The organism is Roseovarius sp., from assembly GCF_048262375.1.
GTDB lineage: Bacteria > Pseudomonadota > Alphaproteobacteria > Rhodobacterales > Rhodobacteraceae > Roseovarius.
Window position 1 is genome coordinate 92,690 of sequence record NZ_JBLXFE010000009.1, and the last position, 13,178, is coordinate 105,867.

11 protein-coding genes and 1 tRNA gene are annotated in these 13,178 nt (G+C 59.6%); 5 read left to right on the top strand and 7 right to left on the bottom strand.

Translation table 11 applies throughout. The annotated features are described in order from the left end of the window. Nucleotide 1: 1 nt before the first annotated feature. The 5 genes from ACN0SW_RS11800 to fabI are packed head-to-tail and all read right to left on the bottom strand — an operon-like array spanning nt 2 to nt 3,771. A complete protein-coding gene (locus ACN0SW_RS11800) occupies nt 2-1,234 on the bottom strand; it encodes an aminotransferase (RefSeq protein ID WP_417728128.1) in 1,233 nt (410 codons plus the stop codon). Further along, the gene (gene gpt / locus ACN0SW_RS11805; protein ID WP_417728129.1) at nt 1,209-1,706 is read right to left on the bottom strand and encodes a xanthine phosphoribosyltransferase; all 498 of its coding nucleotides are present in this window, start codon (nt 1,704-1,706) and stop codon (nt 1,209-1,211) included. Before gpt ends, ACN0SW_RS11800 begins: the two co-directional genes overlap by 26 nt. Before the next feature lie 4 nt (nt 1,707-1,710). Continuing rightward, a complete protein-coding gene (locus ACN0SW_RS11810) occupies nt 1,711-2,316 on the bottom strand; it encodes a LysE family translocator (protein ID WP_417728130.1) in 606 nt (201 codons plus the stop codon). A gap of 13 nt (nt 2,317-2,329) precedes the next feature. Continuing rightward, nucleotides 2,330-2,944 (bottom strand): LysE family translocator, encoded by a 615-nt coding sequence (locus ACN0SW_RS11815; RefSeq protein WP_417728131.1) that lies wholly within the window; start codon nt 2,942-2,944, stop codon nt 2,330-2,332. Next, the gene (gene fabI, locus ACN0SW_RS11820; RefSeq protein ID WP_417728132.1) at nt 2,941-3,771 is read right to left on the bottom strand and encodes an enoyl-ACP reductase FabI; all 831 of its coding nucleotides are present in this window, start codon (nt 3,769-3,771) and stop codon (nt 2,941-2,943) included. Before fabI ends, ACN0SW_RS11815 begins: the two co-directional genes overlap by 4 nt. Before the next feature lie 158 nt (nt 3,772-3,929). On the opposite strand from fabI, the gene pdxH reads away from it, so the two are divergent. From pdxH to ACN0SW_RS11845, 5 genes are all read left to right on the top strand, one after another. After that, nucleotides 3,930-4,532: a pyridoxamine 5'-phosphate oxidase gene (pdxH, locus tag ACN0SW_RS11825; RefSeq protein ID WP_417728133.1), complete on the top strand. Its 603-nt coding sequence runs from the start codon at nt 3,930-3,932 to the stop codon at nt 4,530-4,532. Nucleotides 4,533-4,654: 122 nt separating this feature from the next. Further along, the gene (locus tag ACN0SW_RS11830) at nt 4,655-5,188 is read left to right on the top strand and encodes a cold-shock protein (RefSeq protein WP_417728134.1); all 534 of its coding nucleotides are present in this window, start codon (nt 4,655-4,657) and stop codon (nt 5,186-5,188) included. After that, a complete protein-coding gene (locus ACN0SW_RS11835; protein WP_417728135.1) occupies nt 5,185-5,652 on the top strand; it encodes a DUF192 domain-containing protein in 468 nt (155 codons plus the stop codon). The genes ACN0SW_RS11830 and ACN0SW_RS11835 overlap by 4 nt, the downstream gene beginning before the upstream one ends. 64 nt (nt 5,653-5,716) lie before the next feature. Continuing rightward, nucleotides 5,717-5,793, top strand: a tRNA-Pro gene (locus ACN0SW_RS11840). A 499-nt stretch (nt 5,794-6,292) separates the two neighbouring features. After that, nucleotides 6,293-9,970 carry a vitamin B12-dependent ribonucleotide reductase gene (locus tag ACN0SW_RS11845; RefSeq protein ID WP_417728136.1) on the top strand — a complete coding sequence of 1,226 codons (3,678 nt, stop codon included), beginning with the start codon at nt 6,293-6,295 and terminating at the stop codon, nt 9,968-9,970. Nucleotides 9,971-10,317: 347 nt separating this feature from the next. Here the strand turns inward: ACN0SW_RS11845 and ACN0SW_RS11850 are convergent, their stop codons facing one another. Beyond that, on the bottom strand, nt 10,318-11,916 hold the full coding sequence (locus ACN0SW_RS11850) for a GMC family oxidoreductase (protein ID WP_417728137.1): 1,599 nt from the start codon (nt 11,914-11,916) through the stop codon (nt 10,318-10,320). Nucleotides 11,917-12,445: 529 nt separating this feature from the next. After that, nucleotides 12,446-13,099 carry a fructose-6-phosphate aldolase gene (gene fsa / locus ACN0SW_RS11855; RefSeq protein ID WP_417728138.1) on the bottom strand — a complete coding sequence of 218 codons (654 nt, stop codon included), beginning with the start codon at nt 13,097-13,099 and terminating at the stop codon, nt 12,446-12,448. Nucleotides 13,100-13,178 lie beyond the last annotated feature (79 nt).

Consider the following 13,178-nt stretch of genomic DNA (forward strand, 5'->3'; position numbering starts at 1 on the left):
TCTACGCGCTGTCGTGCGTCGGGACAAGAGGCCAGCGGAGTGCGGCCAGCCTGTCAAAGAGCGTGTCGATCCCCGCGCGGTCCAGATTGGCAAAGGCCACGCGCAATTCACGCGCACCCTGTGGGTCGTTCTCGGGGCGAAACATCGTGCCGGGTAGCAGCAGAATCCCTGCCTCGCGCACCAGAGCTTGCGCCAGTTGGTCAGAGGCCATGGCAAAAGGATGCGCCATATAGGCAAAATAGGCACCGCACCCCAAGAGTTGCCAGCCATGACCTGCAAGCTTTGGCATATTGTCATGGATCGCCGCGCGACGGTCGAGAATCTCGTCGCGCTCACCCGCGAGCCATTGGCCCAGATTGCGCATGCCCCAGAGCGCCGCGATCTGACCCAGCTGATTGGGGCAAATCGTGACCGTGTCGAGGAATTTCTCAACCTCGGCCAAACGGGCAGGGGCGGCCACCATCGCGCCCACCCGGTGGCCGGTCAGGCGGTAGGCCTTGGAAAAGGAATAAAGCTGGATCAGCGTGTCGGCCCAATCAGGATCGTGAAAGAGGTCGTGCCCCGCAGCGGGCCGCGCATCGAAATCGCGATAGGTCTCATCGACTATAAGGGCGAGACCGCGTTCCTTGGCAAGCGTGTAGAATGCCTGTGTCAGGTCGGCTGGATATTCCACACCGCCCGGATTGTTAGGGGTGACCAGCACGATGGCACGGGTGCGCGGTGTGATAAGCGCCGCGGCATGATCCGGGTCGGGCAGCAATTCCGCACCCGCTGGCAGCGGAACGGTGCGCACGCCTGACATGTCGAGCCACATTTTATGATTGAAATACCATGGGGTTGGCAGGATTACCTCATCCCCTTCGGCGCAGAGCGTGGTGATCGCCGCACAAAATGCCTGATTACAGCCAGAGGTGATGGCGACCTGAGCGGGCATGATGCTGCCGCCATAGGTGGCGGACCATTGCGCCGCCACTTCGGCACGCAGATCAGGCAGACCAAGGACGGGGCCGTAAAGATGCGCCTGCGGTTCGTGCATCGCGGCCTCGGCCACGGCGCGGCGCAACGCCTCTGGGGGCGGGGCCACCGGGGCGGCTTGGCTCACGTTGATAAGGGGGCGCTCGGGCGGAAACGTTACGCCGTCAAGCCAGCGTCGTGCCTCCATCACCGGCGGTGAATAGGTGCAGGCGGTGCGGGGCAACAAGGCCATGTCACGCGCCCCGATACGGTTCGACATATTGCAGGGCCATATCCCACGGGAAGAAAATCCACGTGTCCTGACTGACCTCGGTGACAAAAGTTTCCACCTGCGTCCGGCCCATCGGTTTGGCATAGACAGTGGCCACATGCGCCTTGGGCATATGTTGGCGCACAACCTCAAGCGTGCGACCGGTATCAACCAGATCATCGACGATCAGGACGCCGGTGCCATCGCCGATGATAGCCATGTCCGGCGATTTGATCACCACGGGCGCGGTCTGGCTCTGGTGGTTGTAGGATTTGACGCTGATCGTGTCGACGGTGCGAATGTCCAATTCGCGGGCCACGATCATCGCCGGGGCCATGCCGCCCCGGGTGATGGCCACGATCGCGCGCCAGCCGCCTTCGGGCGTCTTGTCCTGCAAACGCCATGCAAGAGCGCGGGCGTCGCGGTGCAATTGATCCCAACTGACGTGAAAGCCTTTTTCATGGGGGAGGCGGTCCATCATTTTTTCACCTGCTCAGTAAGAGTTTCAGCCCGAGCGCGCCCATCAGCAGGGCTGCTGCGCGGTCGATCCATGGTTTTGCGCCCAAATAGGCGCGCCGCGCCTGCGCACCGCTCAAAAGCGTGGCAAAGCCAGCATAGAACGCCCATTCAACCACCATGTGGTTTCCGACGATGATTGCAACCTCAAGGCTGGATAGTCCTTTGGGGAAAATCACCACCAGCACTGAGGCCGCAAAGAGCACCGATTTCGGGTTGCCGAGATTGATCAGAACGCCGTCCATAAATGCCCGACCGCGCGGCTTGCGTGCGCCTTCGGCTACAGGTTGGTGCGCCGCACGCCATGTGTTCCAGGCGATATAAATCAGATAGGCAACACCCGCGAATTTAAGCGCCGCATAAGCCCAAGGGAAAAGGACAAAGAGTGTTTCGAGTCCGAGGAGCGCCGCCAGCGTCCAGAGCGCGGCAACAAGGCCAAGGCCGAGACCCGCCGCGATGCCCGCCCCACGTCCGTCAGCCAATGCCGTACGCAGGGCAAAGAGCAGGGCCGGACCGGGGCTGAGGATGGCCGCGGCCAAAACCGCATTGAAGGCGAGAAGATCGAGCGCGGTCATTGAAACTCTCCTCTCAGGTGCTGGCGATCTTGACGCCGAGCAGGGCCAGAAGCCCACCGAACGATCTGTCGATGATGGATTTCAGGCTGACATAGGCCGTGCGGCTGCGATCCAGCGAGAATATCCGCGCAACAAGGCTGTTCCAAAGGGTTTCGTTCAGAAACACCACGATCAGCAGGGCCGCGAAAATCAGAGGCGAGGTGCCGGGGGGCACGGTGCCGATGAAGATCGCGGAAAAGAGCACCGCCGGTTTCGGATTGGCCAATTGCGTCATCAGGCCCAGCCGAAAGGCCGAGGCCGCCGAACGGGGCACGCGGTCCTCTGCGCCCATGTCCAGCGGGCGGTCGGCATCGCGCCACAGCCCCCATGCCATCCAGATGAGATAGGCCGCGCCTACGATCTTGAGTGTCCAGAGCAGGGCGGGTGCCGCCTGAAACACAAGGCCAAGGCCGAAAAGCGCCGCCGCCGCCCAGATCACGCCGCCCGCGCCGATGCCCATCGCCAGAAAAGCGCCGGTGCGCAGTCCCTCGGTGATGCCGGTGCGTGCGGCCATCAAGACCGCCGGTCCGGGGCTGATTGCAGCCATCAGGTGCAGCAGGCAAACCGCGAGAAAGGCGGTGAGGGTCACTGTTCCGCGTCCTTGCGCCCGCCGCTGGCGTCGATGTCGGGGGCATCCACTGCCTTCATGCCGACGATGTGATAGCCTGCATCGACATGCAGGGTTTCGCCGGTCACGCCAGAGCCCAGATCGCTGAGCAGATAGAGCGCGGAGCGGCCCACATCGTCGATGGTCACGTTGCGGCGGAGCGGCGAGTTGAGCTCGTTCCATTTCAGGATATAGCGGAAATCGCCGATGCCAGAGGCGGCCAGTGTCTTGATCGGTCCGGCGCTGATGGCGTTGACGCGAATACCATCCTTGCCCAGATCTTCGGCCAAATATTTAACGCTTGCCTCCAGCGCGGCCTTGGCGACACCCATCACGTTGTAATGCGGCATCACCTGCTCTGCGCCGTAATAAGTGAGGGTGAGGGCCGATCCGCCCTCGCTCATCATCTTTTCGGCGCGCTGCATGACGGCCGTAAAGGAATAAACCGAGATATCCATTGTCATCAGGAAATTGTCGCGGCTGGTGTCAACATAGCGCCCGCGCAATTCGTTCTTGTCGGAAAAACCGATGGCATGAACCACGAAATCGAGGCTGTCCCAATGGGTGCCCAGATCGACAAAGAGCTGATCGACCGAATCCATGTTGCCCACGTCGCAGGGCAGCACGATGGTTGAGCCCAGTTCTGCCGCCAGCGGATCAACCCGTTTCTTCAGCGCATCGCCCTGATAGCTAAAGGCCAGTTCTGCCCCCGCATCCGCACAGGCGCGGGCAATACCCCAGGCGATTGATTTATCATTGGCGAGCCCCATAATCAGCCCGCGTTTTCCCGCCATCAGATTGTTTGACATTCCCAGCCCCCGGCCATCATAATTTTTCTGACCTTTAGGCGATTGGCGGGATTGCATCAAGGGCTGGCGATTCTGTCGCTAAACCTGTCAAATGCTATGATCTGCGTTAGATTGCTTCGCAGGTAGTAGCTTTCGACCGATGGCACCGGAGCAGTTTGATGGAACACGATGGCATATTTGCGGGGGATGACCCGTTCAACATAGCTCGAAGTTGGCTCGCTGAGGCGGAAAAGACCGAGCTGAATGATCCCAATGCCGTGGCGCTTTCGACCGTGGATGCGGATGGTTTGCCGAATGTGCGTATGGTGCTGCTCAAGGAAATTTCCGCTGACGGCTTCATTTTCTACACCAATTACAATAGCGCAAAGGGGCGGGAATTGGCGGCCAACCCCAAGGCGGCGATGGTGCTGCATTGGAAATCCTTGCGCCGCCAGATTCGCATTCGGGGAGATGTGACGCAGGAAGAGGGCGCGCGCGCGGATGAGTATTACGCCTCGCGCTCGCTCAAAAGCAGGCTGGGGGCATGGGCATCAGAGCAATCACAACCGCTCGATAGCCGTGCGAGCCTGATGGCGAAGGTTGCCAAAATCACGGCTCTGAAAGGACCAAATCCGGCACGCCCTCCCTTTTGGGGCGGCTTTAGGATTGCTCCCCTGGAAATCGAGTTTTGGGCGGATGGGGCGTTTCGCCTGCATGATCGCTTTGTCTGGCGACGGAAAGACTTAGGGGAAAACTGGAGAATTCAACGCCTGAACCCATAAATTTCACGTTGCGTGAAATGCAAGGCTTTGAAAATTAATGTTATTAACCGCTTGCAAGAGGGGGCGAATATAACGCAAGTGTTATGGCAGTCTTGGGGATGAAGGCTGTAAGGTAGGAAAAATTGACGATACAAAATGATGACATTCGCAGAGTAAGGGGGCGCGTTAAGTGGTTTGACCCTGTAAAGGGTTTCGGGTTTGTTGTTGCCGATGAGGGTGGCCCCGATATTTTGCTGCACGCCAATGTTCTGAGGAACTTTGGTCAGAGTTCTGTTGCGGATCGTGCAGGCGTGGAAATGGATGTCCAGCAGACTGAGCGCGGTCGGCAAGCCGTGACCGTGCACGCGATTGAGCCGCCGGATGATCTGGAAAATACCGGGCTTGCAGATCTCGACGAGATTGATCCCGAGATCATTCGCAATGCGCCGCTGCAACCCGCCCGGGTCAAATGGTTCGACAAGGGCAAGGGATTTGGCTTTGCCAATACCTTTGGTCGGGATGAGGATGTGTTCGTTCACATAGAGGTTTTGCGCCGTTCTGGTCTGGCGGATGTCCAGCCCGGAGAGGCGCTGGCTATTCGCGTCATTGATGGTAAAAGAGGGCGAATGGCAACCGAGGTGTGTGGATGGGAAGCTGCGGTAAAATCATCAGAGTGACAGGCGCGGCCGTGCTTGCCTGTTTTGCAAGCACGGCTGTGGCCGAATCGTGCCGGGAAGACGTTGCGATGCTCAGGAGCGACGCGGGCACCGCGAGGTTCCGCATCGAGGTTGCCGATGACAAACAGGAGCGCGCGCAGGGACTCATGAATCGTGAGACCCTTTCCAAGAGTGCGGGCATGCTCTTTGTCTACCCCAAGCCGCAATCGGTGGGGTTCTGGATGAAGAACACACTGATTCCCCTCGACATGATTTTCATGGATGAGACCGGAACAGTGAAAAAGGTGCATCACGAGGCACAGCCACTCGACGAGTCACCGATTTTCGGCGGCGATGGGATACTCGCCGTGCTGGAAATCAACGGAGGTCTGGCGCGCAAGATCGGTATTACCGAGGGTTGGGCCATGCGTCACAACGCTATCGACCAGAGCAAGGCCGCTTGGCCATGCTCTGAGAGTCAATAAAGCGACGCGACGCTGGTTTTTGGCTTTTCAAGCCCTGCAATCGTCAGTATGCAGGCGCACGGTCCGGGGCGTAGCGCAGTCTGGTAGCGCACCTGTTTTGGGTACAGGGGGTCGTGAGTTCGAATCTCGCCGCCCCGACCATATTTTAAGCAAGTAAACACGAAATGCTCAGCGTGCCTTTCAGGCGCGCTGTTTGCTTTTGTGCCCCTCGTGACGCAGTTCAAGTGATTTGAGAGCTAGGGCGGTCAACTGTGCCGAAAACAACGGCTTCTCACGCCTGACCTTGGCGCAAGCGGCGCGCATGCCCAGCCTCTCTGCCTGTGGATGAATCATAGGGGGCCGAGGGGGGATGTTCGCGAGAAGACAAGTCAAACATTTTTTCTGTGAAAATTGGAAAAGTTTTCGTTGACCGCATATGGCAATATACGTCAGTTTGTGTGGGCGGGCACCAAGGCCACAATATATAGTGGTTAGCCCGGGCAGGGACACGACATCAAAATTCGCTATGACCGACCAGTTACCGATCAACACCGTCGTGCGCGCGCAGCGTGTCGGACGCTGACGCGACGCTGTTTCGGATTGAAATGAACAACTCACACCGGGCCATAGGTCCAAGAACTATTGCGATGGGGCAGAACAGATGAAGATCGAGAGAAAATTCACCACCGCCGGGCAGGACGCTTATGCTGCGCTGGAGTTTGTGACCACCAGCTCCGAGATCCGCAATCCTGATGGGACCACGGTTTTCCGGCTGGACGAGATCGAAGTCCCCAAAGGCTGGAGCCAAGTCGCAAGCGATGTGATCGCACAAAAGTATTTCCGCAAGGCTGGCATTCCCAACCGGATCGAAAAGATCAAAGAAGAGGGCGTGCCCGAATTCCTGTGGCGGTCGGTTCCGGCGGCGGACAATGACGGATTCGGCGGAGAGACCAGCGCCAAGCAGGTCTTTGACCGGCTGGCAGGGGCATGGTGCTATTGGGGTTGGAAAGGCGGTTATTTTTCCAAGGAAGCCGATGCGCGCGCCTATTTCGACGAGATGCGCTATATGCTGGCGCGCCAGATGGCGGCCCCCAACAGCCCGCAATGGTTCAACACCGGCCTGCACTGGGCGTATGGCATCGATGGCCCGAGCCAAGGGCATTACTACGTCGATTTCGAAACCGGCGAGCTGACCAAATCGGCCTCTGCCTATGAGCATCCGCAGCCGCATGCCTGCTTTATCCAATCGGTCAAGGATGATCTGGTGGGCGATGGCGGCATCATGGATCTGTGGGTGCGCGAGGCGCGGCTGTTCAAATACGGCTCCGGTACCGGCACCAACTTCAGCAGCTTGCGCGGCGAGGGCGAGCGGTTGTCAGGGGGGGGCAAGTCCTCTGGCCTCATGGGCTTTCTCAAGATCGGTGACCGGGCTGCGGGCGCGATCAAGTCGGGCGGCACCACGCGCCGTGCGGCCAAGATGGTGATCTGCGACGCCGACCACCCCGATATCCAGGAATTCATCAACTGGAAGGTCAAGGAAGAGCAGAAGGTCGCCAGCATCGTCGCGGGCTCCAAGATGCACGAGCAGAAGCTGAACGAAATCTTTGCCGCGATCCGCGCGTGGGATGGCAGCTCTGAGGATGCTGTCGACCCCAAGAAAAACGATCAGTTGAAATCTGCCATTCGCGGCGCCAAGCAGGTGCAAATTCCTGAAACCTACGTCAAGCGGGTGCTGGATTATGCCAAGCAGGGCTATGACAGCATCGAATTCCCGACCTATGACACCGACTGGGATTCAGAGGCCTATGCGAGCGTTTCGGGTCAGAACTCCAACAATTCGATCCGCGTCACCGATGCCTTTCTCAAGGCGGTCAAGGACGATGCGGATTGGGCGCTGATCAACCGTGTGGACGGATCGGTCGCAAAGACCATCAAGGCGCGTGATCTGTGGGAAGACGTGGGGCACGCGGCTTGGGCCTGTGCCGATCCGGGCATTCAGTATCATGACACCGTCAACGCGTGGCACACCTGCCCCGAAGACGGCGAAATCCGCGGCTCGAACCCATGTTCCGAATATATGTTTTTGGACGATACGGCCTGCAACCTCGCCTCAATGAACCTCTTGAAGTTCTATACTGACGGCAAATTTGACGCCGACGCCTACATGCACGCCACACGTCTCTGGACTGTGACGCTGGAAATCTCGGTGACGATGGCGCAATTTCCGTCCAAGGAAATCGCGCAGCTCAGCTACGAATTCCGCACGCTGGGTCTGGGCTATGCCAATATCGGCGGCTTGCTGATGAACATGGGCTTTGGCTATGACAGCGACGAGGGGCGCGCGCTCTGCGGGGCGCTGACGGCGATCATGACCGGCGTGGCCTATGCCACCAGCGCCGAGATGGCGGGCGAACTGGGTGCCTTTGCGGGCTACAAGCGCAACGCCAAGCACATGCTGCGCGTCATCCGCAACCACCGCAATGCCGCCTATGGCGCGACCGAAGGCTATGAGGCTCTGGCGGTGAAACCTGTACCGCTTGATCACAAAGGCTGCCCGGATGCGCGGCTGGTCGATCTGGCGATGGCAGCTTGGGATGAGGCGCTCAAGCTGGGCGAAAAGCACGGGTATCGCAACGCGCAGACATCGGTGGTCGCGCCCACCGGCACGATCGGGCTGGTGATGGATTGTGACACCACCGGGATCGAGCCTGATTTCGCGCTGGTCAAGTTCAAGAAGCTTGCGGGCGGCGGCTACTTCAAGATCATCAACCAGTCAGTACCGGCTGCCCTTGAAAAACTGGGCTATGGTTCGGCGCAGATCGAGGAAATCGTCAGCTACGCGGTTGGTCACGGCACCATCGGCAATGCACCGGGGATCAACCACACCTCGCTGATCGGGCACGGCTTTGGTGAAACCGAACTGGCCAAGGTAGACGCGGCCCTCGGCAGCGCCTTTGACATCCGCTTTGTGTTCAACCAGTGGACGCTGGGCGCAGAGTTCTGCACCAATGTTCTGGGCATCCCGGAGCAAAAGCTGAACGACCCGACCTTTGATCTGCTGGCGCATCTGGGCTATTCCAAGCGCGATATCGAGCTGGCCAATGACCATGTATGCGGGACAATGACGCTCGAGGGTGCGCCTCATCTCAAGGCGGACCATTATCACGTCTTTGATTGTGCCAACCCCTGCGGCAAGAAGGGCAAGCGCTATCTCGGGGTTGAGAGCCATATCACCATGATGGCGGCGGCGCAGTCGTTTATCTCGGGGGCGATCTCCAAGACGATCAACATGGCCAATGACGCCACAATCGAGGATTGCCAAAAGGCTTACGAGCTGTCGTGGTCCTTGGGGGTCAAGGCGAATGCGCTCTACCGCGACGGTTCGAAGCTGAGTCAACCGCTGGCGGCCTCGCTGGTCGAGGATGACGACGAGGCGGCAGAGATCCTCGAATCCGGCACGCCACAGCAAAAGGCACAAGTGCTGGCCGAGAAGATCGTGGAAAAGGTGATCATCAAGGAAATCCAGAAATCGCACCGCGAAAAACTGCCCGAGCGGCGCAAGGGCTATACGCAAAAGGCGATTGTCGGCGGTCACAAGGTCTATCTGCGCACGGGCGAATATGAAGACGGCCAACTGGGCGAAATCTTCATCGACATGCACAAGGAAGGCGCCGGGTTCCGGGCGATGATGAACAACTTCGCCATCGCCGTGTCGGTCGGCCTGCAATACGGCGTGCCGCTGGAGGAATTCGTCGATGCCTTCACCTTTACCAAGTTCGAACCGGCGGGCATGGTGCAGGGCAATGACAGCATCAAGAATGCCACCTCGATCCTTGACTATATCTTCCGCGAACTGGCGGTAAGCTATCTCGACCGCACTGATTTGGCGCATGTCAAACCCTCGGGGGCCAGCTTTGACGATATCGGTCGGGGCGAAGAAGAGGGCGTGCGCAATGTCTCGGAAATGAGCGAAGCGGCGGCCAACCGCTCCCTCGAAGTGCTCAAACAGATCAGCTCGACCGGCTATCTGCGCAAGCGTCTGCCGCAGGAACTGATCGTGTTCCAAGGCGGGCAGACAATGGCGCGCGCCTCTGGCGACGGGATCGACGCGATGACCATGTTGGCCACGCTGGTGCCCGAAACCGCCACCTCGACGGTGGCGACAATGAGCAGCACGACGGCGGTGGCCTCGGGCGCGGTCAGCATGGACGCCCGTACCAAGGCCCGGCTTCAGGGCTACGAGGGCGAGGCCTGCGGCGACTGCGGCAACTACACGCTGGTGCGCAATGGCACCTGCATGAAGTGCAACACCTGCGGCGCGACGAGCGGGTGCAGCTAAGGAATTCGGACACGGGGCGGGTGCGCTCGCCCCGGGCCGATCAGGCCGCAGGCAGAAACCGAGCGGTCAAATGATGAGCCTGATCAGCAAAACTTGGGGCGCCTTCGGGCGCCCCTTTTTCATGCTGTCGCGAATTTGCCCGCGCTCCCTCCTTGCCCGCGCCGTGGACCAACGTGGATTGCTCCATAAGCTCCACCGCAACCGAACCGGCCTGCTCGAAGAGAAAGGTTGAGGGCGCCATATCCCCCGCCTTGATCGGGCGGTCAGGCTTATCAGCATCAAATGCATCCCGCCGGTTTCGGTCGCGCGCAGGGTGGTCTGTTTGGCGGCGGGCCTTACATCAGCCCTCAGCTGCGCGCGTCCTCTAGAATCATCTGCGCCGCCTTTTCGGCGATCATCACCGTGGGGGAATTGGTGTTGCCTGAGGTGATCGTCGGCATGATCGACGCATCAGCGATGCGCAGCCGCCCCAGCCGTTTCAAGCGCAAGCGCGGATCGACCACCGCCGCGTCATCCGCCCCCATCCGGCAGGTCCCCACCGGATGAAAGATCGTGGTGCCAATATCGCCTGCGGCTTTCACCAGATCGTCTCGGGTTCGGTAATCGGGGCCGGGCCTATATTCTTCGGGGTGAAACCGTGCAAATGCAGGTTGCGCCACGATCCGGCGGGTCAGTTCGATAGACCGGGCCGCCACATCACGATCTGCTTCGGCAGACAGGTAATTGGGCCGAATCTCAGGATGCGCGCGGAAATCGGCCGAGGTCACATGCACGCTGCCCCGGCTCTCGGGGCGCAGGTTGCACACGCTTGCGGTCATCGCCGGGAAGGGGTGAACCGGATCGCCGAACTTGTCCAGACTGACGGGCTGAACATGGTATTGCAGATCCGCCGTCTCCTTTTCCGGCCCGGACCGGGTGAAGAGGCCCAATTGACTGGGGGCCATCGACATCGGGCCGGACCGCGTTAACAAGTATTCCAGCCCGATCCCGAGTTTGCCATGCAAACTGCTGGCCTTTTCATTCAGGGTTGGCACGCCATGCACCTTGTAGATCAGGCGCAATTGCAGGTGGTCCTGCAGATTTCCGCCCACTTGCGGCACCTCGACCACAGGGGCAATCCCTGCGGCCTGAAGCGCCGCACCATTGCCGATGCCCGAGAGTTCCAGCAAGGCCGGAGAGCCGATTGCACCGGCGCAAAGCACTGTCTCGCGGCTGGCCATTGCCGTGTTACTGCGGCCCTCCCGATGATAGACAACGCCCTTGACCTCGCCATTTTCCACGATCAGCCGCTCGGCCTGCGCGCCAGTCAGGATGCGCAGGTTGGGGCGGTTCCTGGCCGGGCGCAAAAAGGCCTTTGACGTGCTCCAACGGATACCTGAGCGTTGGTTGACCTCAAAATAGCCGCCGCCCTCATTGTCACCCGAATTGAAATCATCGGTGCGCGGGATGCCCGCCTGTTGGGCGGCCTCAAGGAAACTGTCCAGCACCTGCCAGCGCACGCGGGTTTTTTCAACCCGCCACTCACCGCCCGCGCCGTGATGGTCGGTCTTGCCGGCGTGGTGATCCTCGGTGCGACAAAAGAGCGGCAGCACATCATCCCAGCCCCAGCCGGTACAGCCCATCTGAGCCCATTGGTCATAATCACGCGCCTGACCCCGCATGTAGATCATGCCATTGATCGACGAACATCCACCCAGCACCTTGCCGCGCGGATAGATCAGAGCGCGCCCGTTCAATCCCGGCTCAGCCTGAGTGCGAAATCGCCAGTCGGTGCGGGGATTGTCGATGCAATAGAGATATCCCACCGGAATGTGAATCCAGTGATAGTTGTCGCTCCCCCCCGCTTCGAGCAACAGAACACGATTGGCGGGATCAGCCGACAGGCGGTTGGTCAGGACACAGCCCGCGCTGCCTGCGCCGATCACGATGTAATCATATTGATCCATAAACCTTCTCCATTCCGTGCCACGCAGTGACAGATCTTCTCGGGCCGGTTGGAAACCGATCGCCGGTTCGCTTTGAAAAGGGCCCGTTTCCCGGAGAGGGTTCCAGACCGCGACCAAGGTGTGCGGCGGCGAAGTCGCCCCTTAATCTGCGTACATGCAAAAGTACACGGATCATGAACACCACGCCTGTAATGATCGTAACAGCGAAGTCAGAGGTTGCCAGATCGTTTTGCAAATTCAGGGCTATGCCCACGCAAAAAGATCGGGCAGACCGCTGGATGACCTTCCGTCCTCCAACGCGCCGCTGCGCGAACAGACCTCTGCACCGGTGTATGGCCCTGCTGCATCCAAGCGCATCAAAGCAATCCGGCAGGATCGGCGTGTTAGCATCATGTCTGATGTCGGCTGAGTCGGCACAAGAAAGCCGGGTCGATGCACGATACGATCGGCGCAATCGAGAAGGGGCGCCCGAAGACGCCCCTGAGTCGCTGGATCTGAATGCCGGGCCAAGAGCCCCGACATAACAAGGTTACAGAATTTTTTGACCGGTCTTTTCCCAATCGGCCATAAATGTCTTGAGCCCCTGCTCGGTCAGCGGGTGCTCTGCCATTTTCTTGATGACGCCGGGGGGGGCGGTCATCACATCCGCGCCGATATAGGCCGCCTGAAAGGCATGGTTGACGGTGCGAATCGACGCCGCAAGAATTTGCGTCTCAAAACCGTAATTGTCATAGATCGTGCGGATATCGGCGATAAGCTCCATCCCGTCGAGGTTGATGTCATCAAGGCGTCCGATGAAGGGAGAAATGAACGTGGCCCCCGCCTTGGCCGCCAAGAGCGCCTGATTTGCCGAGAAACACAAGGTGACATTGACCATATTGCCCTCGCCCGAGAGCACCTTGCACGCCTTGAGCCCGTCCCATGTCAGCGGCACCTTGACGGCGATATTGCCTGCGATAGCCGCCAATTTGCGGCCTTCTGCGATCATCTCATCGGCGGTCAATGCCACAACTTCGGCGCTGACCGGGCCATCGACCATTTCGGCGATTTCACGGGTCACTTCCAGAATGTCACGGCCTGATTTCAGGATCAGCGACGGGTTGGTGGTCACGCCGTCCACCATGCCAAGGTCGTTGAGTTCGGCAATCTGATCGGTTTCTGCGGTGTCGACAAAGAATTTCATGGGATGGCCCTCTGTGGCGGGTTGGGTTTGCTTGGCGAAGCGTTTACCTCATAGGGACGTCCGCCGAAACCCCTCACGC